Source organism: Alteromonas sp. R7 (assembly GCF_055755235.1).
On sequence record NZ_JBVTQX010000007.1, the window covers coordinates 1 to 26209 of the forward strand.

Annotated in this window: 20 protein-coding genes; 8 read left to right on the plus strand and 12 right to left on the minus strand. The window is 44.8% G+C overall.

Translation table 11 applies throughout. From position 1 onward, the window contains the following. The first annotated feature begins 310 nt into the window (after positions 1-310). A complete protein-coding gene (locus AC0J2X_RS12350; protein WP_014975440.1) occupies positions 311-1459 on the plus strand; it encodes an iron-containing alcohol dehydrogenase in 1149 nt (382 codons plus the stop codon). Here AC0J2X_RS12350 and AC0J2X_RS12355 read toward each other — a convergent pair. From AC0J2X_RS12355 to AC0J2X_RS12385, 7 genes are all read right to left on the minus strand, one after another. After that, positions 1456-2223, minus strand: a complete 768-nt coding sequence (locus tag AC0J2X_RS12355) for a 3-keto-disaccharide hydrolase (protein ID WP_014975439.1) — start codon at positions 2221-2223, stop codon at positions 1456-1458. The genes AC0J2X_RS12350 and AC0J2X_RS12355 overlap by 4 nt on opposite strands. Before the next feature lie 65 nt (positions 2224-2288). Then, entirely contained in the window at positions 2289-2906 is a 618-nt protein-coding gene (locus AC0J2X_RS12360; protein WP_014947966.1) for a gluconate 2-dehydrogenase subunit 3 family protein, read from the minus strand. Further along, positions 2906-4591, minus strand: coding sequence for a GMC oxidoreductase (locus AC0J2X_RS12365; protein ID WP_014975438.1), 1686 nt, complete (start codon positions 4589-4591; stop codon positions 2906-2908). The genes AC0J2X_RS12360 and AC0J2X_RS12365 overlap by 1 nt, the downstream gene beginning before the upstream one ends. A gap of 44 nt (positions 4592-4635) precedes the next feature. Further along, entirely contained in the window at positions 4636-5565 is a 930-nt protein-coding gene (locus tag AC0J2X_RS12370; RefSeq protein WP_014947964.1) for a hydroxypyruvate isomerase family protein, read from the minus strand. After that, a complete protein-coding gene (locus AC0J2X_RS12375; protein ID WP_020745223.1) occupies positions 5558-6775 on the minus strand; it encodes a nucleoside permease in 1218 nt (405 codons plus the stop codon). The genes AC0J2X_RS12370 and AC0J2X_RS12375 overlap by 8 nt, the downstream gene beginning before the upstream one ends. Before the next feature lie 26 nt (positions 6776-6801). After that, positions 6802-7869, minus strand: coding sequence for a sugar phosphate isomerase/epimerase family protein (locus AC0J2X_RS12380; protein WP_069943598.1), 1068 nt, complete (start codon positions 7867-7869; stop codon positions 6802-6804). Between the two features lie 36 nt (positions 7870-7905). Then, positions 7906-9060 carry a Gfo/Idh/MocA family protein gene (locus tag AC0J2X_RS12385; protein ID WP_069943597.1) on the minus strand — a complete coding sequence of 385 codons (1155 nt, stop codon included), beginning with the start codon at positions 9058-9060 and terminating at the stop codon, positions 7906-7908. 376 nt (positions 9061-9436) lie between these two features. Here AC0J2X_RS12385 and AC0J2X_RS12390 point away from each other — a divergent pair, with 376 nt between their 5' ends. From AC0J2X_RS12390 to AC0J2X_RS12400, 3 genes are all read left to right on the plus strand, one after another. Next, positions 9437-10441 (plus strand): LacI family DNA-binding transcriptional regulator, encoded by a 1005-nt coding sequence (locus tag AC0J2X_RS12390; RefSeq protein ID WP_012516940.1) that lies wholly within the window; start codon positions 9437-9439, stop codon positions 10439-10441. Between the two features lie 54 nt (positions 10442-10495). After that, positions 10496-11434: a sugar phosphate isomerase/epimerase family protein gene (locus AC0J2X_RS12395; RefSeq protein ID WP_069943596.1), complete on the plus strand. Its 939-nt coding sequence runs from the start codon at positions 10496-10498 to the stop codon at positions 11432-11434. A gap of 64 nt (positions 11435-11498) precedes the next feature. Further along, positions 11499-11822: a DUF3392 family protein gene (locus AC0J2X_RS12400; RefSeq protein WP_014947959.1), complete on the plus strand. Its 324-nt coding sequence runs from the start codon at positions 11499-11501 to the stop codon at positions 11820-11822. 18 nt (positions 11823-11840) lie between these two features. Here AC0J2X_RS12400 and AC0J2X_RS12405 read toward each other — a convergent pair whose 3' ends face one another. Further along, positions 11841-15683 carry a hybrid sensor histidine kinase/response regulator transcription factor gene (locus AC0J2X_RS12405; RefSeq protein ID WP_014975432.1) on the minus strand — a complete coding sequence of 1281 codons (3843 nt, stop codon included), beginning with the start codon at positions 15681-15683 and terminating at the stop codon, positions 11841-11843. A gap of 77 nt (positions 15684-15760) precedes the next feature. Here AC0J2X_RS12405 and AC0J2X_RS12410 point away from each other — a divergent pair, with 77 nt between their 5' ends. Continuing rightward, positions 15761-15916, plus strand: a complete 156-nt coding sequence (locus tag AC0J2X_RS12410) for a hypothetical protein (RefSeq protein ID WP_014947958.1) — start codon at positions 15761-15763, stop codon at positions 15914-15916. 3 nt (positions 15917-15919) lie between these two features. On the opposite strand, the gene AC0J2X_RS12415 is transcribed toward AC0J2X_RS12410, so the two are convergent. Next, the gene (locus tag AC0J2X_RS12415) at positions 15920-16438 is read right to left on the minus strand and encodes an HAD family hydrolase (RefSeq protein WP_069943595.1); all 519 of its coding nucleotides are present in this window, start codon (positions 16436-16438) and stop codon (positions 15920-15922) included. A gap of 281 nt (positions 16439-16719) precedes the next feature. Between AC0J2X_RS12415 and AC0J2X_RS12420 the strand changes: the two genes are divergently transcribed. Then, the gene (locus tag AC0J2X_RS12420) at positions 16720-17613 is read left to right on the plus strand and encodes a DMT family transporter (RefSeq protein ID WP_014947956.1); all 894 of its coding nucleotides are present in this window, start codon (positions 16720-16722) and stop codon (positions 17611-17613) included. A 159-nt stretch (positions 17614-17772) separates the two neighbouring features. Beyond that, entirely contained in the window at positions 17773-19572 is a 1800-nt protein-coding gene (locus tag AC0J2X_RS12425) for a GGDEF domain-containing protein (RefSeq protein WP_069943594.1), read from the plus strand. A 70-nt stretch (positions 19573-19642) separates the two neighbouring features. Here the strand turns inward: AC0J2X_RS12425 and AC0J2X_RS12430 are convergent, their stop codons facing one another. The 3 genes from AC0J2X_RS12430 to AC0J2X_RS12440 form a co-directional block, all read right to left on the minus strand. Beyond that, on the minus strand, positions 19643-21166 hold the full coding sequence (locus AC0J2X_RS12430; RefSeq protein WP_069943593.1) for a trehalase family glycosidase: 1524 nt from the start codon (positions 21164-21166) through the stop codon (positions 19643-19645). A gap of 2 nt (positions 21167-21168) precedes the next feature. Beyond that, positions 21169-22407 carry an MFS transporter gene (locus AC0J2X_RS12435; RefSeq protein WP_231513025.1) on the minus strand — a complete coding sequence of 413 codons (1239 nt, stop codon included), beginning with the start codon at positions 22405-22407 and terminating at the stop codon, positions 21169-21171. Positions 22408-22574: 167 nt separating this feature from the next. After that, positions 22575-23609: a LacI family DNA-binding transcriptional regulator gene (locus AC0J2X_RS12440; protein WP_069943591.1), complete on the minus strand. Its 1035-nt coding sequence runs from the start codon at positions 23607-23609 to the stop codon at positions 22575-22577. Between the two features lie 306 nt (positions 23610-23915). On the opposite strand from AC0J2X_RS12440, the gene AC0J2X_RS12445 reads away from it, so the two are divergent. After that, on the plus strand, positions 23916-26174 hold the full coding sequence (locus AC0J2X_RS12445) for a TonB-dependent receptor (protein ID WP_069943590.1): 2259 nt from the start codon (positions 23916-23918) through the stop codon (positions 26172-26174). Positions 26175-26209: the final 35 nt, after the last annotated feature.

Below are 26209 nucleotides of genomic sequence, written 5' to 3' on the forward strand. Positions count from 1 at the left end.
GTTTCTTCTAAACTCCCGTCTTTACTGGCCTATAAAGGTAGTAGAGACTTACTCCAAGAGGCTTGCTGTTTTGCTTTCCCCCCGAAGCGGATGCGCATTTTAGGGAAATGAGCGCTCACGTCAACAAGTATTTTAAAAAAATCCTTATTTTTCGATCGTTTGCATAAACAATGTGCAATACGTTCATAAAAACCACTAATTCACCGCGCTTTTCACGATCTATAAGGTTAGTTAATTGGTAAGTCACGCTGTGTACTATAAATTAGTAAGACGATATTTGAACGTGTACGTGGATTATTGAGGGGTTTGCATGAAGGTTTCAGAATTCAAAACCGCAGGAAAACTCGTAACGGGTCTTGGCGCTATAAAAGCTCTCCCCGATGAAATGTCGAGATTATCTATAAAGGAATGTGCCATCGTTACTGACAAAGGCGTTTCTTCATCTGGTCTTCTTGATCAACTACTCACACTATTACCCTCTTCACCCTTACTTATTATTGATGACATTCCACCAGAGCCTGAAGTGAATATCATAGAAGATAAGTTAGCGATACTTCGTGAGAAGCAAGTAGACGGAATTATTGCTCTTGGTGGAGGTAGCGCTATTGATAGTGCAAAAGTACTTGCAGCTGCATACGATCATACTGGCCCCCTCAGTGAACTCTTCGGTGAAAATACGCTTTCAAAACGGCGTTTGCCTCTTATTGTTATCCCCACTACTGCCGGTACAGGTTCAGAAGTTACCAATATTGCTATCTTGTCAGATCCGATAGCACAGATGAAAAAAGGAATTGTTAGCCACTGCTTGCTACCCGATGTTGCGATCGTTGCACCTGAAATGACAAAAACATGCCCCCAGTCCATTACAGCAGCGAGCGGTATAGACGCATTCGTTCACGCGCTTGAAGCTTATATAAGTGTAAATGCTAGTCCGATAACCGACGCTCTGGCAGAGAATGCACTCAAGCTTATCTTCAATTCATTACTTCACGCTTATAACAATGGTGAGAACTTATCTGCACGTGAAGATATGGCCACCGGCAGTTTAATGGCGGGTCTTGCGTTTGGAAACGCAGGCGTAGGGGCAGTACATGCATTGGCTTATCCACTGGGGGGACGGTTTCATCTGTCACATGGCATGAGTAACGCGGTAATGTTACCTCATGTGTTGAAAGTAAATGCGCCGTTCTGCCAAGACAAACTTTATTGTGTGGCTAAGCTTTTAAAGGTATGTGAGCGCCACCACTCAAAAGAGGAAGCAATTAAACTATTATTAGTTGCTATAGAAAAACTGTGTCGCGATGTAGATATTCCCGCTTCGCTCACCCACTTCAATATTCCGCCTTCTTGTGTAGGTGAATTAGCAGAAGAGGCGAGTAAAGTAACTCGCCTTCTTCGCAATAATCCCAAGCAATTGAGTATTGAAGAGATTGAAGATATCTATCGGCTAGCTTTTTAAAGTGGTCTTACCCACATATTCTTAAAACTTACTAAGTTGCCGTGATCTTGTAATTGAAGCGGTGCGCATCCGTGAGCTTTGTACTTAGGCGCACCGATCCATTCTGTTGTACCTTGAATTTCAGTATGGTTCTGAACCACTACGCCGTTATGTATTACCGTAACATAGCCTTTCGTTGCTAGTTCTTCACCGTTAAAGGTTGGTGCTTTATATATGATGTCGTAAGTTTGCCATTCGCCAGGCGCCTTCATAGCGTTAACTAAAGGAATGGTTTGTTTATAAACACTTGCCGCTTGACCATTGGGATAGGTCTTATTCTGATATGAATCCAAGACTTGAATTTCATATCGCTGCTGCAGGAAGATACCGCTGTTATTGCGCTGCTGTCCTTCCATTCCCGCTTCTGGCTGCGGCGCTTTCCACTCTACGTGCAACTGTACATCACAAAACTCTGCTTTCGTTTTGATATCGCCTGTTCCCGGCTTCACAGTTAGTACACCGTTTTCTAGCGTCCACTTAGCCTCACCTTCCTTTACTGAAGTCCAGTTAGACAGGTCATCACCAATTAAAGAAATGGCATCAGAGGGCACGCCCGCCTTATCAAAAGAAACCACTTCAGGAACAGGCTCCCATACTTCCGTTTTAGCAGCCTGCTGTTCGCGGGTTAAACGCGATTCGCTTTTTTCAGTTTGTGCATCTGCTGTAGCACATGCACAAAGTGGCATGAGTAAAGCCACTGTTGAAGCGACGAATGTTTTATTCATAGTGTCAGTACCTTGTTTTATCCGTTATATAACTGTGTTGTGTTTGGCAGCTCGATAGCGCAGGCTCAGGTGGCCCACGCTTTGTCGCCCTTCTTGTAAGGGAATGCACCGTCGTAGCGTCCAGGAATAGCCACATAACGAAGCACTTTAGTCGCGCCAACTTGAGACGTGAAAAAGCAATAAAGTGTTAGCTGTTTTAATAGCGTAAAGTAGTGAGGGGTTGGCTCATCGGTACCTGGCTCCCACTGACTTGGCTTTCCTGTTTCAACGCCTTGATAAACACCGTTAGCAAGGTTCGCCGCTTTCGCTTCTACATCCAGGTCGTTAAATAAAGCCTCTCGTTCTTGCTTGGTAAGCTGAACAAATTGTTTGTTGAAACGACTTTGACTTAACGAAGATATTTTCTTAATGCCATCAAGAAAGGTCTTCTGAAGCAAAGGTGTGTAGCAATCGGTTACCAGCACAGCCATTGTGGCACCAACGTTAGCCGCTTTTGCTCCAGGCGTGTCAGTTTGAGGAATGATCACTTCACCCATTTCATTCAGCAAGGCCACATCTTTTTCATTAAACAATGTGTCGCTAAGCGGTACAGCGGGCACATCTGTGTAGGCAAGTACATTACCTGCGAACAATGCTGTGCCTGTAGCAGTAGCGATGAGTTTAAGTAGTTCTCGGCGTTCCATTATAGATTTCCTCGCTTTAACTCTTCTACGGCAAAGTCTGCGGCTCTTGCCGTTAATGCCATGTAGGTCAGTGAAGGGTTAACACAGCTGGCCGATGTCATTGCCGCACCATCGGTCACAAATACGTTCGGTGCATCCCACACTTGGTTATGCGCATTAAGCACAGAGCTTTTTGGGTCTCTTCCCATACGCGCCGTGCCCATTTCATGAATGCCCATGCCAGGTGCGTAGTCAGCATCCCAGCCTTGAACATTTTTAAGACCTGCTGCTTCAAACATCTCAATCGCGTCTTGCTGCATGTCCTTGCGCATCTTAAGCTCGTTTTCTTTAATCTCGACATCCATTGCGAGTACTGGTAAGCCCCATTTGTCGGTGACTTTTTTGTTCAAGTACACTTTGTTCTCGTGATACGGAAGAATTTCACCGAACGCTGTCATGCCTATTGTCCATGGACCAGGCTCGGTTATCGCATCTTTAAGTCCAGCACCTATACCAAGCTCAGCTATGTCTTTGCGCCAACCTGAACGGCTTGCGCCGCCTTGATAACCAAATCCACGCAGGTAGTCTCGTTTATCACTTCCCCAGTTTCTAAACCTTGGCACATAGAAGCCACTCGGTCTGCGACCGTAGGTATATTTGTCGTCAAAACCTTCAACTTCAGCTGAAGCACCGACTCTAAAGTGGTGATCCATAACGTTGTGACCCAACTCGCCGCTGCTGCTTCCTAAACCACCGTCCCATACGTCTGTGGCAGAGTTCATCAGTACCCACGCCGAGTTAAGTGCTGACGCATTTACAAAGATGATCTTGCTTTTAAATATATAGGTCTCGTTGGTTTCTGCATCGATAATTTCAACGCCAGTCGCGCGCTTCTTGTCTTTGTCGAACAAGATCTCTTTTACTATCGAGAAAGGTCGAAGGGTTAAGTTACCTGTTTTAACCGCAGCTGGAAGCGTAGATGCTTGTGTACTGAAATAGCCACCGAAAGGACAACCCAACCAGCACTTATTGCGGTATTGGCAATGAACACGCCCTTCTTCGGGCTTGCTTTGTGTCATGTTTGAAGTGCGGCCATGCACCATGTGCCGCGCGCCTTCATAGGCCTTTTTCACCCGCGCCGCGACACTTTCCTCTACAATATTCATTGGCATTGGTGGCTGGTATACACCATCAGGCAATACATCTAAGCCATCGCGATTACCACTGATACCCGCGAATTTTTCTACGTAGTCATACCATGGCGCCAAATCGTCGTAGCGAATAGGCCAGTCGACAGCAATGCCTTCTTTAGCATTGGCTTCGAAATCTTCTTTGTTCAAACGGTAGCTTTGGCGTCCCCACAACAGTGAGCGTCCACCTACGTGGTAACCTCTGTACCAGTCGAAGCGCTTGTCTTCGGTATAAGGATTTTCTTTTTCATTTGCCCACATACCGTACGTTTTTTCATTTAGCGGGTAGTCGCGCTTAAGCACGGGATAATCCACTTTCATTGCTTGAGTAGGCAAGTCTCGGTGAGGAAAATCCCAATCTTCTTTGTGCGCATTTTTATAATCTTTAATGTGCTCGATATTTTGGCCACGTTCTAACATGAGCACTTTTAGGCCCTTCTCAGTTAGCTCCTTAGCAGCCCAACCGCCACTGATACCAGATCCAATAACTATTGCATCATATTCGTTACTCGCCATAACACGTCCTTAAAACTTAATTCGTCGCTGTGCCTGTTCGCACGTTACACATCACAGATATGGATCGCTTGTTGTAGCGACGCTATTCTGTTGGCTTTGGTTTTCGGTGTGGGTATAAACTCTTGTGCTAAGTAGCCTTTAAATCCGGTCTCGACAATGGCTTTAGCAATTGCTTCGTAATTGAGTTCTTGTGAAGCATCTATTTCGTGACGCCCAGGTACGCCGGCCGTATGGTAATGGCCAAAGTACTGATAGTTATCTCGAATAGTTCGGATGATATCTCCCTCATTAATTTGCATGTGGTAGATATCGTAAAGCAGTGAGAAGTGCTTAGAACCTAGGCGTTTGCAAAGTTCTATCGCCCATGCAGAATTGTCGGCCATGTAATCAGGGTGGTCGACTTTGCTGTTAAACAGCTCCATGAAAATCACTACGTTGCGTTTTTCAGCATGAGGTAAAATGCGTTTTAACCCTTTAACCGCATTTTCCAGTCCATCTTCTCGTGACATGCCTCGGGCATTGCCGCTAAAGCAGATAAGGTTTGTATAACCTGCATCAGCGACCAAATCGATGTGCTTTATATAACGCGCTTCTAGTTCGTCGTGGAGCTCACTGTGAATGAAGCCGTCTTCAAGACTTATCTCGGCGCCGTTACACATAGAAGAGTCGATGCCGTATTGCTTTAGCACAGGCCAATCTTCAGGGCCTACCAAGTCAATGGCTCCAAATCCTAATTGCTTAACGGTCTGGCACAACTCTTCAATGCTTAAATCGCCGTAAGTCCATCGGCTTACCGAATGATTTACATTTCCTTTAAGCGGCGTATTCATGGTGTTGCTACCTTTCGTGCCGTTTGTACTCGCTACAGCAGGCATCGCAGTGGCTAAACCAGCTGCTGCTAACCCTGTTCCGGCAATGCCTGCCCCTGTCATAGCCATACTTTGAAGTAATTTTCTGCGGGTAATATTATGCATCTGCGTTCACCTTTTCCTTTCTGAACAGAATGGCGAATAGCACTAACACAACCGCGGCAAACCCTGCTGGGAATAACCAGACCTGCTGCCAACTATGCGCACCGGTTTCCATCGTGTAGGTGTCGGTAATTGCGCCTGCCACTGCAAAGCCCACCAGCATACCTACCCCATAAGTCGCTAAGGTAATTAGCCCCTGCGCTGCACTTTTTACGTTTTCTCCCGCCTTTGCATTGGTATAGATTTGCCCTGATACAAAGAAGAAGTCGTAACAAATACCGTGCAGTGCAATACCAACAATAAGCATGAACAAGCCTTCGTCAGCGTTCCCGAATGCGAACAGTGCATAACGAACAACCCACGCCGCCATACCTATCACCAACGTGGCTTTAATACCGAAACGGTTCAAAAATACTGGCAGAGCCAACATGAACAACACTTCGGAAACTTGACCTAGTGTCATTTTGCCCGTTGCATTTTCAACACCTATTTCAGTAAGGAAAGGGTTTGCATTCTGATAGTAAAACGCCAGCGGAATACAAATAAGTACAGATGAAAGAAAGAATACAAAGAAGTTTTTGTCTTTTAACAGTGCCAACGCGTCCAAGCCAAGAATGTCGCGAATAGTTACCGCTTTACCGCTAGATTGAGGTGGCGTGTTTGGCAGTGTAAAACTGAATACGCCCAACATTAGCGAGGCAACGCTGCACAATAAGAACGTGTTTTTGAGCATACCATCGGCAATAGACTGTGCAGAATCCCATGAGAAGACATAGCTAATCATAAGGCCTGCCACAATCCAGCCGATAGTGCCCCACACACGAACTTTTCCGAACTCTTTTGACGGGTCGACCATTTGTCCGAATGACACTGAGTTAACCAATGCAAGCGTAGGCATGTATGCAATCATGTATGCCAACACATAAGGGTAAAAGCTGGCAAAATCATTCGCTTGGTACATACAGTACATAAGCACGGCGCCGACAATATGTAGTAAGCCGAGGATCTTTTCTGCATTAAAGAACCGGTCAGCAATAAGGCCCACAATAAAGGGGGCAATGATGGCGCCCCAACTTTGGGTTGAGAAGGCCATGCCAATTTGCCCACCATTGGCAGACAAGGTATTCGATAAATACGTGCCTAATGTTACAAACCAGCCTCCCCAAATGAAGAACTGAAGGAACATCATCAAACTAAGGCGTAGGGTTATCATAGTTATTGTTATCCTATTGATGGCGCTTAGCGCTCAAGGCCTAAAATACGATTATTCTTCGCTTCGCTAACGTCTCCACCAGCAAAGTCGTCAAACGCATATTTGCTTGGCTCGATAATGTGTGAAGCGATAAACGGTGCGCCTTCTGCCGCGCCTTGCGCACTATCTTTTAAGCAGCATTCCCACTCTAGTACTGCCCAACCTGTGAAGCCATACTGGGTGAGCTTGCTGAAAATACCTTTGAAGTCGACTTGGCCGTCGCCAAGGGAACGAAAACGTCCCGCGCGGTCTTGCCAGTCTTGATAGCCGCCGTACACACCGTTTCTACCGTTCGGATTGAACTCGGCATCTTTGACGTGAAACATTTTGATCCGGCTGTGGTAGCGGTCAATAAAGTCAAGGTAGTCAAGCTGCTGTAAAACAAAGTGACTTGGATCGAAAAGAATATTTGCTCGTGGGTGGTTATCTACAGCTTTTAAAAACTGTTCGAACGAAGCGCCATCGTGCAGGTCTTCCCCAGGGTGAATTTCGTAGCATACGTCAACACCCGCATCGTCGAATGCATCGAGAATGGGTTTCCAACGCTTGGCTAATTCAGCAAAGCCTTGCTCAACCAAGCCAGCAGGACGCTGAGGCCACGGGTAAACCAAGTGCCACATTAATGCACCAGAAAAGGTAGCGTGAGCTTTCAATCCCAAGCGCTTACTGGCAATAGCCGCACATTTGAGCTGATTAACTGCCCATTCGGTTCGCTCTTGTGGCTTGCCGTGTAAGTGTGCCGGCGCAAAGTTATCAAATAACTCGTCGTAAGCGGGGTGAACCGCCACTAGTTGACCTTGTAAGTGCGTCGAAAGCTCAGTGATTTCTACGCCTGCGTCTTTACAAATTTTAGCGATGTTGTCGCAGTACTCTTGGCTCTCGGCTGCTTTTTCTAAATCAAACAGACTAGGGTCAGTAGGTACCTGTATTCCCTTGTAACCAAGCGACGCTGCCCACTTCGCCATATTTTCGAGCGTATCGAACGGCGCTTCTTTTCCCATGAACTGAGCAAGGAAGATAGCCGGCCCTTTTATAGGTTGTTGATTAGTAGCCATAAGCGCTCACCTTTTTCATTGTATGTTTTAATTGCATTACTGCGTTCCTTCCTGACTGACCGACTCCCATTTAGTGTCGCTGTCAGTACTGGCAAGCATGGCATCTATAAATACCATTCCGCGTATGCCTGAATTTATTCCTGGAACGCCGTCAGCTTTGCCTTTTTGATTCGCGCGTACCGCTTTTGCAAAATCGGTATACAAGTTTGCCATTGCTTCTAAGTAGCCCTCTGGGTGGCCAGCTGGAACACGACAACGTGCAGATGCAGCATCACATAACCCAACTTGACCTTGGCCGGCTCTAAACACTTGATAAGGGGCATCAACAGGGCGATAGATAACGGAGTTTGGCTCCATTTGACGCCACTCTAAACCGCCCTTGTCACCGTAGACGCGGATCTTCAACGCGTTTTCTTCACCAGCACATACCTGCGAAGCAATCAACACGCCCGACGCACCCTTCTTAGTTTTAATAAGCGCGGCGCCGTCGTCATCTAAACGACGCCCTTCAACATGGGTGTTTAACTCGCCACATAACGAGGTAACACTGTCGTTTAATACAAACTCAACAAGTCCAAACGCATGAGTGCCGATGTCGCCCATTGCGCCCGTTGCGCCAGAAATTGCTGGATCGGTACGCCACTGCGCTTGCTTATTGTGCGTTTCTTCTTCGCCAGACAACCAGCCTTGCGGATACTCAACATACACTTTTCGAATTTTGCCCAGCTTACCGCTTTCAACGAGATGACGTGCTTGCCAAACCATAGGATAACCAAGGTAGGTATGAGCCAAGCCGTAAAGCGATTCACTGGCGTGAATAACATCTTGAAGCTCTTTTACTTCTGCAAAGCTAACGCCTGCTGGTTTTTCACAGAAGACATGAAAGCCCGCCTTTATTGCGGCAAGTGAAATAGGTACGTGAAGATGATTAGGCGTTACGATAACCACAACCTGCATGCGCTGCTGCTCAGGTAATTTGGCTTCTTCTTCTAACATTGACTGCCAGCTATCGTATGTACGCGATGTTGATAAGTTCAATGCAGAAGCAGTACGCGTATTATTTTCTTCGTTGCGGCTAAATGCGCCACACACCAACTGGTAGTTCCCATCTAACCCTGCGGCATGACGATGCACGGCACCGATAAACGCGCCTTCCCCGCCTCCGATCATTCCCATTCGAATTGGTTGCATTGAAATTCCTCTGTGTGCAAACGCACTATTGGTGTTACTAATGCCACAAAATGTAACCCGTTACATTTTAATGGTCAATACAAAAAACAGCATTTTATTAATCTAAAGTTTACAAATGGCGAGGTAATACCGGGGCTTTACTACCTTTAACCGCCTATTCCTGCACCAAATTTGAACATAACACTAGCTCAAATTTACATAAATCCTACAAATAACCTTTGACGTTTTAATGAAAGTGCGTATTCTTTTGCTTAAAATGAAAACGGTTACATATTAATTTCACGTAAATTTTGAATTCGCTACCATCGTATAGACCACACCTCTACTGGGTTAGGTTTACAATGCGCGAGTGAATTAACAAACAACAATAACGTAAATGGCAAATATTAGAGATGTAGCAGATAGTGCCGGCGTATCGGTCGCTACCGTATCAAGAACATTGCAACAACCTGAGCGTGTTTCTCCTAAAACGCGCAATAAGGTGATGGCCGCTGTTCAGGCAGTTGGATATAAACCTAACTTAATGGCAGTTAAGTTTCGTTCGGGAAAAACGCACAATTTAGTGGTACTGGTGCCTACGGTAGCAAACGTATTTTTTGCCCGTGTTATTAGCGGTATGCAGGAAGCGGCAGCCGAACTGGGCTATTCCATTTTACTTGCCAATACGCTTGGTAATAGTGAAATAGAAAGCCATTACGCCAAGATGGTAAGTACTTCTCAGGCTGATGGGCTTATACAGTTACGTGCGCACAACCCATTTGATGCCACGATGATCAACGACAATGGCCTACTTCCCATGGTGAATGCCTGTGAGGTGATTGACGATGGCCAATATCCTGTTGTGTCGTTAGACAACCGTGCTGCAGCCAAAGCAATGACCGAGCACTTAATTTCATTAGGCCATACCCGTATAGCCATGATCAAAGGACCTAATTCAAGCCCGCTTACCCAAGAACGCTTGGTTGGATATAAAGACGCATTAGCGCAAGCCAATATTGCCTTTGATGAGAGCTTGTTGTTCCCGGGGGATTTTACATTACAGGCCGGATACAACGCAGGGGAAACCATTAGTCACCTTGAAAGTAGACCCACCGCCGTATTTTGTGAGAACGACGAAACGGCTATTGGTGCCATGCAAGCCTTCAAGCAAGCCAACCTACATGTTCCTAATGACATATCGGTGGCAGGTTTCGATGACATTGCGTTTTCAGCATTTGTCGACCCACCGCTAACCACTATTGCCCAACCTGCAGAAGAATTTGGTAGAACGGCGGTTACGCTACTGGTGGACCTTCTTAACGGAAAAATTCGCAAGGCCCCCAAAGTTATTATGCCGTTTGAACTTATTGTGCGAGAGAGCACGGGCAAAGCTTTGGGTTAATTGATGATAGCGATGCGTCATCACCTATGTACCACTACAGAAAAGGAGCAAGCAGTGAATTTAAGTAAAACAAACTTAAGTAAGACAGCAATTTTAGACGCGGCCAGTAATATTGGCTCTGGCGTTTCAAGACGACAGTTCATTAAATATTCATCTGGTTTACTGGCGGCTATGAGCGCTCCTGCTGTTTTGGCGCACGGGCATGGTAGTGATAAAGGAGCTATGATGAAGGGCATGCACAAAAGTGCTGTTGGTCTGCAGCTTTACACGCTTAGAGATATTATGAAAGTAAGTGTGCCGGCTACGCTTAAACTGGTCGCTGATGTTGGTTATTCGGAAATGGAATTTGCAGGCTACTTTGACCACAGCGCAAAGGAAATTAAGCAACTGCTTGATGACAATGGCCTTACTGCGCCTTCGGCTCATATTCAGTTAGACGCGTTCGATACCAACCTGTCACAAATTTTAGATGACGCACAAACCGTTGGTCACAAGTACTTGGTAGTTCCTTGGCTTAGCGAAGCCCAACGTGGTACGGGCATTGCGCCATACCAAGCCCTTGCCGATAAGCTAAATACCATTGGTGAAGCCTGTAAGAAGGAAGGTATTACTCTTGCCTACCACAACCACGATTTTGAATTTGAAGTGCGCGACGGTAAGACACCATTAGACGTGCTTATAACTCAGACCGACCCAGACCTTGTTGCCATGGAACTGGATTTATACTGGACGGTAAAAGCAGGTAAAAACCCCGTTGATTACTTTAAGCAGTACCCAGGCCGCTTTAAACTTTGGCATGTAAAAGATTTGGCTGAAGACGGCAGTTTTGCTGATGTGGGCACAGGCACAATTAACTTTGAAGAGATATTCGCGCACGGCAAGTTAGCCGGTATTGAACATAAATTTGTAGAGCGCGATCAAACCACCGACCGCATTGCCACTATTGAGCAAGGCTTTAAAGCAGTAAGCGCACTTAATAAAGGCGTTAGCTAACGCTTTTGACCTTACCGTGGTTATAATGGGCACACAGTAAAAACGTCATAATAGTAGTAATTTTATGAGTGAACTTTTCAGTGCCCTTTCTCGCGCCCTAAGCCCCTATTACACCGAAATGAGCATTATGCTTATGGCCACTATTTTAGTGGTGTACGGCGACCTGATTAACGGCCATGTAAAACGCATACTGGCACCTTACCATTTCACCATTCGCGTTAGTTTGTTTGTAGTGCTGTGTGCCTTTGGCTATGGCGCTCTAACCTTGTACGGCGCACCTTTTTTAAAACACACCCTAGCCTACTTGCCCTGGCAGTACCAAGGAGCAGGCTATGTGGCATCATTTCTATTGATTGGCTTTTTGGCGGAGAGACGTAGGTATATTTAGTTCTTTTAGATACTACCTTTACGCTACTGTTTTATTGTATTGCTCCACAAACTTTTTGGGTGGTAAGCTCATAACCTTTTTAAAGGACGTCGAAAAATAAGCTGCGGTGCCGAAGCCAACGTCTAGGCAGGTATCTAGAATGCTATTTCCCTCTAACAGTAACGGAATAGACTTTTCGATTCTGAAGCGTGAAAGAAACTCGCTGAAGTTGTATTCAAACAACTCTGACATTCTTCGGTTCAAACTTCTAGGACTTATCAATAACTGCGAGGCAGCTTGGTCTCTATTGAATGATTCATTGTGGTAGTTCTTTTCCAATACTGCGATAAAGTTCAAAAAGAACGCCATATCCTTTTCGTTATCAAACTCGGGGATTTTCAAGCATCCAAATTTAAATGCAGGCTCTTCGCTTTCCTCTTCCTCGCGCTCTTTTGCCTCTCTGACCGACAATAAATGCTCAACCCTAAGAGTAATTTCCTCTTTTGATGCAGGTTTTGCCAAAAAGTAGTCCACTTTTTCTTCTAGCGCTGATTTTTCTAATTCAGTTCCGGTTTCCGCAGTTAACATCAATATGGGAATACTGGCATAGCTTACATTACCGCGAATTTCTCTTATTAAACTCAGCCCGTCCATTTCGTGCATCATTTGATCTGTGATAACTAGATCGACAAGGTAATGCTGCATAACGTCTAACGCCTGCACACCATTTCGCGCAACTAAACAGCGATATTTGCTAGAAAACAAATCAAATAGATAAGAGCGGAACTCTCTGCTGTCATCAACTATTAATAGTGATTTCTTGTTCGATTTGGCATTTGCGGGTGACAATTTTTCAGCATGCGAATTTACATACTCAATGTCATCAATGGGTAACGTTACGGTAACTTTAGTTCCAATGCCTTTTTGACTCTCTAACGCAATGTCGCCCTGGTTCAGTTCAACTAAGGTTTTCACCATTGCTAAGCCAACACCATGACCTTCATGCTCACTGCTCCCTTTAGTGAATCGCTCGAATACTTTTTTGTGAAAGTGCTCATCAATTCCTTCTCCGTCATCACTAACGATAACTTTAAGCACTTTACTATCTTGTATAGCGGCTACTTTTATTGTGCCAAGTTCTGGTGTGAACTTAATTGCATTTTGAATTAGATTTGCCAGGATTTTCTCTAAGCTGTCGTTAATGAGCGAAATTTCTTTTTTCCCTTTAATACGTAACTCTAAATTCTGCCGCTTCTGCTTGGCTAATGGCTCTAGCGATAGGACGATAAACTTTATGTTATCTGACGAGTAGGATCTGTAGTAGTCGGCTGCCGCCAAGGCTTTAGGGACATCTTGACTCATTTGATTAATCAACTGTTCGACCCTTTTCATATTGTCCTGAACACATATCAGTTCTTTGCTCGCTGCATGAGCTGTTTTGGATATGCCTTCTAACGATCCATTGATGAGCTGAATTGGGGTGCGAAGTTCGTGGGTGATTTCGTTAATGAAACGCTCTTTGCTGCGAAGCATCTTTTCAAATTTAGAGTGCCCATCGGTTATTTCATAGCGGGTAAGATGGTTGTAGAGTTTAGTAGTTTTGAATTTGTTATATAGCCTGCCTAAAACCCCTATTCTCCACAAACTCAAAACCCCAGCCAATATAAATAAATATATAGTAAAGCCGATATAAGAAGCCCAAATAGGTGGATCTATATCAAAACTAATTGTCAGTTCATTTGTAGTACTTTTATCTGCTGGAACACGGACTCTAAGAGTATGCACACCAACGTTCATATCACTTAATGTTAAATTCATTACAGGTTTATTGTGAGAAACCCAAGCGTCATCATCTAATTTAAATTCAATACTGCTGCTTTCATTGTAGAAATCACTGACGATAAAGTTGAATGTTACTTCCTTAAAGCTACTTTTAAACTTGAAGTCAAAGTCCTCAGGAAAATATGTGATATGTCGTCCTTCTCCATCTCCCCATTGAACATAACTAAGAATAGTAGACATCTCCCCAATTGAATTTGCATTGAGACTCTCAATTAACTTTTCTTCATCCAACAGGTAACTATATTTATCCCCCTTAACTAGCACTTTTTCACCAAGCGCTTCAAGGCTCTTATACTCAAAGTCTGTATCGAAGAGTCCATAACGAATACCCACTTTAGAAGCTGAGTTGCTTATATTGGGCTTAACAAACAGGCCCATGTTAGACGCTACCCAGAGATTTTTCCCTTCGGTAACCATGGCACCTCTAATGAACCTTAGTTTCTCTAGGCCCAATATCGTGGAAGAGCTAACTTTTCCATTTTTCTTGTTGATTTCTTTTAGTCCAGCACCTGATGTACATACCAAATAGTTTTCTTGGAACTCTATTAAACATTGAAGCCCGAACCAGCCACCTTCTTTAGAGGTAACAGTACGCCAGTTGAATTTGGACAATTGAAAATGAACGTCATCAAATTCATCAATCGCAACGATTTCTCCACCACTCAACAAAGAGCTGAAGACCACTTTTTTAGGGGCTTTAATTGTGTCACGTATGGTGTTGTTAGCGATATAGTAGTAATTGGCATCGAGTCCATCATCAAAGTAGAAATAAAAGGCATTTTTGCCGGCTTCTATATAATGGGAAAACTCGCTATTGCAGAGAACAGAAGGGTCTATTTCATTGAGACGTATAAAAGTTCTTTCCTGCCAAGAGGTACAAAACTCTGCCTTGTCTTTATCCAAATGAGTATTGACTAACTCCCCACTCTTCTCGTTTAACTGAAAGAGACCTTTTTCAGTTCGAACTATAGTTCCGTTTTCATTTATTGATGTCTTTTGAATGTTTTCCCTTACAACGCTCCCATTAAATGACACTAGGTTTGTCACTAGCTTTGTTTTAGGTAATGAAACTAAGCCTAATTGTGAGGAGGCGATAAGGATGGAATTGTAGGGGTCTATAGCTATTTTGGTTACTGACCTTATCGCTTCAGACGTCAATATAGGATTCATGAAAGGGGGAGCCGATAGTTTTTCATCTTCTAGCAGTAAAAGGCGACCGTCGGAAACCCAGATCACCCCATCTTCACCTTTAACCACATCTTGGATGTAGGTGCCACTAATTCCCTCGGTTGGAACGAAGCGCTCGTTACTTCCTAATATGTACACCCCTTGTGGACCGCCGATATATAATTCATCATCAATTACTTTAATAAACGTTGCATTTGATAGTAATGGTAGCTTGCTACTCAATTTAAATTCTTGCAGATTATCTAATGCCCCTTCAATTGAAAGATAGCCCTTATTAGATGCTACATACGCATTGTGATTGTTTGCAAAAAGCGAGTAAGTGCCGTTTAACTTGAAAGATTCTAATTTGGAATTTAGGCTTGTCGATTGCCCTGTAGTTCTATCTACTGCAATGACATCGTCAATGACTGAGAAATATAAATGACTAGATGTCATTGCCATAGTCCAAATAGAACTCGACCATTCACGATCACTAAATACTTGCTGCGAGTTTTTATTTTCTAGATTAACTTTAAAAACACCAACTCCATATTCAACAACCCATAGGTCCGTTCCATTCAGTTGAATATCAGAGATAACCCCTGTGGCGTGATTAGAAGTGTTGAAGTCTAATTTCTCAGACTCGTGTCCAATAACTTCAAACACCCCGTTTTCTGCCGCTACATAAACTACTTTGTTTGAAACCTCTAAGTCTCGAATTACACCTGATGGAATTCCATCAAATGATGTCCTCCCCTCTAAGTTAATACCGATAGCATGGCTCAATTTTGGAATAACTAAGAAAAAAATAAGAAATATTGGGACACAAGTATGGATTTTCTGTCGATAAGGACAAACTGTCTCAGTAAACATGTCTTGCATCCCTGTTTAATTATTACTTTATGTGTGCTCATTCGAGCTTGAGAATCAAAAAACAAAAAGGAAAAGACATGAATATCGAACAAAAAACAAACATGCAAGAGCTTGCCGAGGCAGAGTATACTAAAGTATATGCTGGAACTAATGCACCAACGTTGGAAATAGACTTTTACGTTATATTACCAATTGGGCCTATCAAGCCAAAGAAACCGGATGTAAATAGTTAATACCTAAACCAAAAACCACTTCATCCCAGCATTCTCGGCGGCTTGCTGGTCATAAATAAAGTCGCCTACATACAGGCAGTCTTCCGGTTGAAGCTGCCATGTGTTCGCCACCATCAGTAATGCGGTTGGGTTGGGCTTGGCTGGGGCATCTTCGCGGGTTAGCACGTAATCGATGGGAATGCCGTTATTGGCTACCTTAATTGCGGTGGCTTGTCGGCAGTTGCGGGTAGCTATTGCCATGGGGAGCTTGTGTGCCTGCACCTTTTCCACCATGGCTTTGCCAATGGGTAACCACTTAGCATTTTGCGCATCGTCTAGTTCGTGCTGCAATATAGCTCGGTGTGCACTCGCTTGGGCTTCGGCGCAGCTAAGGGCATCTACAAAGGTAAGTATATCTTCGTTTTGTGGGCAGCCTACGTCGGCGCGCATTTGCGTGAAGTTAAGGCTAGACTCTACCAAGGTGCCGTCTAAATCGAATATTACACCTTTAATACCGGTTAAATTCATCTGCTCTACGCTCACGCTTTTCTCGTCCTTTTACTTCACTGTTGTTCTTAAAGTTCGGTTAACGCCCACTTAATTGAGTACAGCGCTTAACTTACTCACTAATCTTATCGCCAACATAATGCCACGAAAGCCTTTAGCCTTCAGTTACGTTTACTTAAGGCTTCAATATATTTAGGTAAAAACTACTGATGTGATTTAAGTTTACCCCGCCCACACCTTGCATTAGCATAGCCGCTCATTTTGGCAAGCTACTTATTTGCCCCAGCGTTTTTGGGCAAAGTTATAACAGGTAATGTATGGGTGTTTTTGCTGCGCTAGGTACAGCGCTTTGTTGGGCAATTGCTGCGCGTTTATTCCGTGGAACGGGTAACGCATTTTCGCCGCTTACCATGAACTTTTGGAAGGGACTTATTTCTATTGCCATTTTGGCAGTGGTTTTAGTAGTGGTTCAGCCAACAGGGCTTAGTACTCATGCTATTTTGTGGCTATTGCTTAGCGGGCTTATTGGTATAGGCATTGGCGACACCTGCTTTTTTAAAGCCTTACAAAGCATTGGCGATAGCCAAGCGGTGTTGGTCGCCGAAACCCTTGCGCCTTTATTCACTGCCCTTTTTGCTATGGCTTTTATTGGCGAATGGATTACCTGGCAGCAGTGGGTTGGCGTTGCAGTAGTACTGTTTTCGGTAGATATGGTTATAAAGGTACGCAAACGCAGCACTACACACGTGTTTGCAACCAGTGGCTATTTGTATGGTGTGGGCGCGGCGTTATGTCAGGCGGTTGGTGCCGTAGTTAGCCGCGACATTTTAAGTGCCGGTGAAATTGACGCTGCCAGCGCTGCGTTCTTACGATTAGTTGGCGGTATGATCTTTGTGGTGCCATTTATAGCCATAACCAAAACGCGCTACATGCCCGTTATTAACTACCAAAGCAACAGTGGAAAACGTGTATGGCCTGCTTTTGTGTTAGCCACGTTACTTGGCACTACTGCCGCTATTTACCTACAAATGTTTGCATTCGCTTATGCGAAAGCGGCCGTGGTTCAAACCCTTATTGCTACAAGCGCATTAATGTCGCTAGGGGTTGCATGGGTACTTGGTGAACGGGCGACTAAAGCAACTATTGTATGGTCTGCCGTTGCCTTGGTTGGAGTAGCTATATTGGTTAGTTTTGGTTCGCCTACCCATTAGCAATGTAGGGTAAATACCTAACACATGCTTATATAGCCCAACGTTTTAGAGAATAGTAGACGCATTAAGATACAAAAAATACGTAACTTTTAGGTGCCCCGTGTAGTAGTTCTGGGCTCAAATCGATATTATGAAGAAAAAACAAAAACGTTATTTCTCATGTTTCAAAGGTTATCTTTAACAGTATTCTCTTTTTTGAGCGTTGCGCTAACTTCTTTTGGCGCGTTGGCAAACGACAACATTGATGCCGTTATCGAAAAGGTACGCACGCCTTCGTATGATTGCCCTAATCAGTCTCTACTTCCAGAACTTGAAGACACACTTGCTCTTGAGTCGCTTACATCACAACAACGTTTTGCCTTAACCGTAGCCAAAGGGCAGTTTTTAATTTGCCGTGGTAAGTACGAAGAAGCTGAAACTATGCTGCTTAAAGCCATTATGCAAAGCAATATTGATGAAAGCTCTTATGCGTTTGCATCGGCTATTTATCAAATTGGCTTTTCTTATGACGCCAGAGAAAACCCTGCACGCTGTAAGTACTACCAACAAGCCCAAGAACTATCATCGCCCGAGCGCCACAGCGATATTTTTACCAGCTCTTCTTTAGGCCTAATTAACTACTGTTCAGAAACCACTTCACCTGAAATAAGATTAGGTAAGATGTTTGGTGTGCTTAAGCGTTATTCAAACGACGGCAGCCCCGGTGAGTTAGCGCATATTCACAACGCAATTGGTTTACTATATGGCGATTTAGAGCAACATGCCTTAGCAGCAGAGCAATATCTAAAAGCACATGAAATGGGCTTGCTTGTATATGAAGGCAGTAATAAGGTAAGTATTCTTATCAGCGCCATTGTGTCATTGCTAAGCAGCGGTCAAACTGAGCGCGCCTACCAAAGCATTCTAGAACTAGGTGTACTCAATAGCGAAATAGACACACCGCTAACCAACTTCTTGTATCAGTATGCACTGTCTATTTACTATAGAAAAACAGAAAACTACAACCGACTTACCTACACCCTTCCCGATTTAGAAAAAGCGTCTTCGAACATCTCGAGTTCGTTAGGCGAGCTTCTTGTTAACTGGCACAAAGCTGAGATTTGCTTACATGACAACGATCTCACCTGTATTAAGCAGTATATATCAGGTATTGAAGCGTTAAATGATGACGCGATACCGCCGGTCTTTCGTTCAAATTTGGATTACCTTAGCTTCAATGTGTCCATGTATATCGCACTGCAGGACTTAGCTAAGGCGAAAGAGGCGCACGAGATCTATTCTAAAGAAGTGACTAAGCGCCGTGAAGTTACTCAAGACTCGGCCTTAATTATTGGTGCTGCTAACTTGTATACCCGCATTTATGATTTGGAATCTGCGATTGAACAAGCGGAACAGCAACGAAAGAACACGCTGTATACCGCTATTGTTATTTTCCTTCTGGTAAGCGGTATTACTGGCTACGTACTTCGTAGAAAACACCTTGCGCGCAAAGCCATCGATCCCGTTACTCTGCTGCTTAATGCGAATTCGGCGATAGCCCGCATTAACAAGCTTGATGCGCCGAAAAAAGGCCGGGCCATTGCCATTGCTATATTCGACATTAGCAACCTGCGTGAAATAACGCGGAAAATGGGGTCAACAAAAGGTGATTTAGTATTACGACAAATTGCACAAACGCTTCAAAATGTTACCCGCGGTAACGATATTTTAGGACGATTTGGTACCGAGCAATTTATTTTGTGTCTGCACAATATTGAAGAACGAAGTGCACGACAGTTTTTCGACCGCGTACAGAGCGCGTTAGACAATACCTTTGAAAACGATGCCACTTCCGACCATATTGTGGTTGAGTCGCAGATGAGCGTATTTATCGCTAACGAGAAAATTACGGGACTAAACGACATACTCGATGATATTGCCATGTCGATTGATATGGGTAACCGCTCAGGCAACAATTAATATCTACACAACCAAAAACGCGCGGCCCGTTGTTACGGTACCGCGCGTTTTTGTTTTAACCGAAGCGTGTTTACTGGTTCAGGTATGTCTGAAAGCGGGTATACACGCCATTAGTCCACCCGAAACCTAGCTGAACGTCGTATTCACCGCCACCTGCTTTTATTTCCGGTTCGCACACATTGTACTTTTCAAGTAGCACACCGCTTGATGCAAAGTGACGCTCAATGGTTTTACAAAAGCGCAGCATGATGGTTTGAGCCTGCATTTCAAACCCATAGTTGCGCAGCCCTTCAACGGCAAACAGTTGAAGCGGTGCCCAGCCATTTGGCGCATCCCATTGTTGCGACGTCGCGTTTGAAGTGGTTACCACGCCACCTTCTTTTAACAAGGTATTCATTACCGCAGCGCGCACTCCCTCTGCCTGTTGTTCATTTGCAATACCAACGAACAACGGCACACACATAGCCGCTGACACTACATTGGTTTGAGTTTGTGTGGGGAAGTGATAGTCAAAATAGCCCGCCTTTTCAGCATTAAACAAATAGGTGTTTATTGCGTTAATTCGCGCTGTAGATGCCGCACTGTAGCGCGCTTGCTCGGCACCTTTAGTCACGCTTGCCAGAGTCTGTTCAAGCGTTACTAAAAGCGCATTTAAATCTACGGGAATAATTTCAGTTGTACGAATACTTGCCAGTGAATTGGGATTAGCTAGCCAGCGCGAACTAAAGTCCCAACCCGATTCGCAAGCCGCGCGAACATGCTGGTAAAACTGACTTTTGTCAGCGCCTATGTGCTCTGCTGTTTCTATGTCTTCTCGATAAGACTCAGGGCGAGGCGTAGGCTCGGTGTCGAAGTAACGATTAAGTGTAGCACCACACGGCATGGTAACCGTGCGCAGTTGTGCTACGCCCTTCTGTGACGCGTTCTCGCCCGCTTCATTCATCCAAAACTGGTATTCTTTCTTTAAGCCCCAGATAACGTATTCTTTTTGCTGGTCGCTTAGTGCGTCTTTAAGCAAATTATAAAACAACGCCAAAATAGGAGGCTGACTGCGAGAGTAGTAATAGGCGCGGTTGCCATTAGGAATGCAGCCTACTTCATTTAAAATATCTACAAAGTTCACCAACATGTTAATTGCCATGTCGGTGCGCCCCGCGTCAATTAGACCTAACGCGGTAAAATATGTATCCCAGTAATAGATTTCGCGAAAGCGTCCACCCGGCACTATGTATGGGCGGGTAAGCGCTATTAAGCTGTCTTTCTGCTCAGTGTCGGGGGTACGCGTTAGCACCTGCCACATATGCTCAATATAATCGGCTACATTTTCAAACTTGGTTTGCGATGTTGCGCTAATCATTTCTGGAATATCGAAATGGGTATTAACAAACGTAGCTAAGTCTACTGCTTCGCCGCTTTTCTCAGCATCTAAACACGCTTGTTCATAAGCCGCTAAAACGGTGTTGAGATCGGTTTTAACAATAGCGTCAGCGAAGGTTTTGCTGTCTGGGAATAGCTGTGCCATTTGCACATGTTTAAACAGGTCGCTGGCAAAAAACGACAAGCTGTCGCGCCAGTTGTGTGAAGAAGAACTCATAGTTACTGCGCACCTTTAGGCGATAGAGAAGAAGACGCTCGTTTAAAGAAGAATAGGGTTACCACTAATGCACCGATTGGAATAAGCGATAGATAAAATGCTTGTTGGCCCCCTACTGCGTCGAAAATAAACCCAGTCACGATAGAACCTGTGGTTCCTCCAAGAGCCGAAAATACCACAATTAGCCCTGTCATAGGTGCATGTTGATGTTGAGGTAGCGCGCTTAGCATTACCGAGTTTAATACGGGGTAAATAGGCGCCATCATCAATCCAATTAATGGAATAAGGAACGCAGCTATTGGTGCATCAGCCCAGCTGGCTATTGTGCTGTCAGCCACGTTTTCGGCAAGCGGTAAGCTTAGTAGCATTACCGTAGCCATACCCGCCAAACAGATATTTAAGAAGGGATACCAGTTCATTCGCGTAAGTACTGCGCCCGCAGTTAAGCGCCCAACGGCCAGCGCTATCGCAAAGATACTGGTTATTTGAATGCTGACTTGAGTAGGTAAGCCCAGCACCTCTTTGTTAAAAGTTGGCAGCCACGAACCTATGCCCTGCTCTATTAACACGTATAAGAAAATAGAGAAGATAAACACCAGCACTAAAGGCTTATAGGCCAATTTCAGCATGCTGAAGAACTCGCTTGCAAGGCCTTCTGATTGCGCTTTTTCCACAGGCTTTATAGGAGCCAATGCCACAACGATTAACGTAAAACCAACCAGCGCAGCTAGTAAGTAGTAAACGTTCAGCCAAGATAAAGAAGCGTCGTTATTGGGGTCGATAAACCCAGCAAACACCCAGTAGCCAGACAACACGCCCAACATAAAAATACCTTCAATGGTGTTCATTAACGATGAGTGCGCTTTAGTGGTAGACGACAGCTGCCCAATAATGGCGTACACCGACACTTTCACTAGCGCAAATGCAGTACCTATGCAGGCAAACAACACTTTAATGAACCAGAAACTTGCGATAGAAGGCGTCAGCGCACAGGCAACGGCCACTAATGCTAACCCAAGTAGCATTGAAAGCTTGTAACCAACTCTAGGAATGAAGCTGGCCACTAGGAACGAGACAACAGCAATAGAAAGATCTTTAAAGCCTTCTAATGTGCTTGCCTCTGGCTTACTAATGTCGAAGCTATTGATCGATTGCAGAATAACAGTCCCCACACTGTTAAGTAGTATGGCAAATACGTAGTAGCTAATGGCAATGGCTGCAATGACCATGAATCGGGACATGTGTAAACACTCTGTTAACTGAATTATGCAGGAGTGTAGTCGTAAGAAAATAAAAATGCAAACGTTTGCAAAGCGCTATTATTTTTTCGTTAGAGCTTAATATCGACACCCTGTTACCGTTAAATAATAGCGTTTATGCGTTAAAAAGCTGATAAAAAAGCGAAATATTAGTCGCTGTGCTGCGTAGAGCGACGGGCAATTAAGGTTGTTTCCACTACCTGGCTTTCTGTAGGTTTGTTTTCAAACTGGTTTAATAGCTGCGTAACCATCTCTATTGCGGCTTGCTGAGTATTCTGACGCACCGTTGTTAACGACGGGTGCATAAGTTCAGCTAAAGAAATATCGTCGTAACCCACAATGCCTACATCGCTTGGAATACCTACATAGCGCTCTTTTAACGCTTTTAACGCGCCTAATGCCACCATATCACTTACACAAACGATCCCGTCGAAATCTAACCCATTCGCCTTTATACGCTCGTTAATGTATTGGTATGCTGCTTTCGACGTAATATCGATGGCGCAGGTGCACTGCGTGTCTATTGGCACATTCGCATTGCGGTGGGCTTGCGAATATCCCTTGTGACGTTCCTGCATTTCCGCGTGTTCAGAGTCTCCAAGAAACAAAATGCGTTTGGCGCCGTGGCTCAGCAAATGCTGGGTTGCCGTATAGCCCCCCAGATAGTTGTCGCCGCCGATAATGGGATATGGCGCGTCTGTTTTTGCATCGCCCCACACTACAATGGGAATGCCCGACTGTGCTGCTCGGTCGATTTTGGCCGTAGATTTGCCTTGCCCAATGACAATAATACCGTCGGCGCGTTGGCTGCGAATAAAGTAGTTCGCCCAATCGTCAGATGCCATAAATGAGTTAGACAGCAGTAGCTCGTAGCCTTTGGCATTTAGCGCCTGATTTAGCTCTCCCACCAACTTGAGCAGGAATGGGTCTGTAGTGCTTTGTTCGGTGTTGTCGATTAGATTTAAAATCACCGCTATCACGTGAGTTTTCTGTGTTCTTAAGCGGCTAGCGGCCGCGTTAATACTAAAATTGTGCTCTTTAGCTAGTGCCTGAATTCTGCTTCGGGTTTCCTGCTTAATAAGCGGGTTGTCTTTCAGTGCCCGTGATGCTGTCGATGTTGATACACCAGCAATATCAGCCAGCTTCGCTAAGGTGAGTTTTGTTTCAGAAACCAATGTGACCATTCTCTAATAATTTTCGGTATACCGGGTTACCCGTGATAGCACTACAAAATATAAGCGTAAAACCGCTACCTAAACCGGATAAATCGTCGACTCTACAGCCGAATTCACAATATAGCGCGAATCGTCTTGGCGTAAAACCATGTTAACAACAATAAACAAAAAATTTGCAAACGATTGCATTTTATTCTTGCAATCGTTTGCAAACAGATCTATTTTGTTTCGCAATCGTGATGCGTATAACAATTTTTAAACCTGTTTAACGCATTCAGTTAACAACGCAATAGAACATTTTCGGGAGCACACACCATGAAAACGTTGTTTACAAAAGGAATGCTGGCGAGTGCAGTAGCGGTAGCACTAACGCAGCCTGCCATGGCACAAGAAGACGTAAAACAACAAGCGAAAGACAACGCAGAGATCATTGTTGTCAGCGGTACGCCAGGCGGCGCAGGGATTAGAAAGATTGACGCAAGCTTCGCGGTAACGAATATCGACGCTAGCGACATTGAAAAATTGGCACCTAAGTCTACGGCCGATTTGTTTAAGGCCATTCCAGGTGTTTGGGTTGAAAGCTCAGGCGGTGAGTCAGGCGCGAACGTATTTGTGCGTGGTTTTCCAGGTGGTGGCGATGCGCCGTTCTTAACGATTGCGCTTGAGAACTCTCCTATCTACCCTGCACCTACGCTATCTTTCCTTGAGAACTCTCAGCTGTTTCGCATAGACGATACCATTGAAATGGTTGAAGGCTTACGCGGTGGACCAAACCCAGTAGTAAGCAACGGTCAACCAGGCCTTACAACAAACTTCCGCCTTAAACGTGGTGGCGAGTCGACAGAAGCGTCAGCGAAGTACACTATCTCTGACTACGGCCTAAACCGTATTGACGTGGTTGCAAGCGGCGCACTAGATGACGACTTGTACTACATGGTAGGTGGCTACATTAAGAGCTCAGAAGGTATTCGTGATGCCGGCTTTAACTCTGAGCAGGGTAACCAGTTCACCGTTAACATCACTAAAGTTTTCGAAAAAGGCGAGCTTAACCTTTATACCCGTCAAACTGACGATCGCGGTACTTGGTACTTACCTACACCTTTAAACGTTGAAGGTATCGACGCAAACTATACGCAAATTGGTCCATTGAATCGCCAAGGCACCATTACGTATGGCCCTAATGATACCACTGAGTCATTCGACTTTGGTGAAGGTCGTGGATGGGACGGACACGTAAGTGGCGGTAGCATTAAGCTTGACTTAGGAAACGACTGGCAGCTAGTTGACCGCTTTAACCTTACCAAAGGTGAAGCCAATACTTTTGGTCTTGTACCGAATGGTTCTGCAACTACCGTTGCGAATGTTGCCGACAATGGCGAATCAGCCACTGGTGCAGTAACTGGCACAGTGTATGACGGTGATACGCCTATTCAGCAAATCGGCCGTTGGGTAGTACTTAAAGATATTGAAGCTTTCACTAACGACCTTGCTGTGTCGAAAAGCTGGGAAGACTTCGATACATCATTTGGTATTTACAGTGCATCAACCAAAGCCAATGACTGGTGGAGCATTGGTAACACGGCTTACCACGTGTTACAGCCAGGCGGCGAATTGCTAGACGGGATCGAATGTAACACTGACGCACAAGGCTGCGATTGGAACTACGACATTAGCTCTGTAGGTGATGCAAGCACGCTCGCACTTTATGCAACGGGTACGTGGTACGCAACCACAGACCTGAGCATCGACTTAGGGCTACGCCGTGAAAATCACGAAGTGAACTATTCAGTAGATGAAGATCTTGATGGCAAAATAACTAAAGCGCTTGAGTACGACGAAACCAAAACGTCGTGGACAGTGGGCGCAAATTACGCGCTTAATGACACCAGCGGTGTATTCGTTCGCATGAACCGAGGCTATAAAATGCCTTACTTCGACGACTTCAGAGACAACTGGGGTGCCTACACTGGCGGTAACGACTTGATTCAAGAAGTTACTCAAGGCGAGCTTGGTTATAAGTTCATGAATGACAGCATCCAGTTCTTTGCAACTGCATTCGCAAACGAAGTAAAAGGCGATACGTTTGTACGCCGTCCAGGCGCACCGGCTGAAATTCTTACTAACGAAGCTTACGGTATAGAACTTGACGGTCGCTATAGCCACGATTCAGGCTTCTCGTTGAGCGTGAACGGAACTATTCAGGAAACTGAAATTACTGCCAGCGCCAATAACGAAGGCAATGAGTCTCAGCGTCAGCCTGGTTGGCAAGTACGTGTAACACCAAGCTACGGCTTCGATATCGGCGATATGTATGCCACGGTATACGGTACATTATCAGCGGTTGATGATCGCTTTGGTAACAACGAAAACACAGTTGTACTAGAGGGATACGAGAAGATTGATGTAGGTCTAACGCTAGAGCCAACTGAATCACTTCGTCTTCAGTTCTCTGTTGATAACCTGACCGACGAACAAGGTATTACCGAGGGTGACCCGCGTAATCCAGATTCACCAAACGGCCGCTACATTATGCCTCGTAGCATGAAGCTTAGCGTTTCTTACTTGTTCTTCTAAGAACAAAAAGCGTAACACCTAAAAATAAAGCCGGC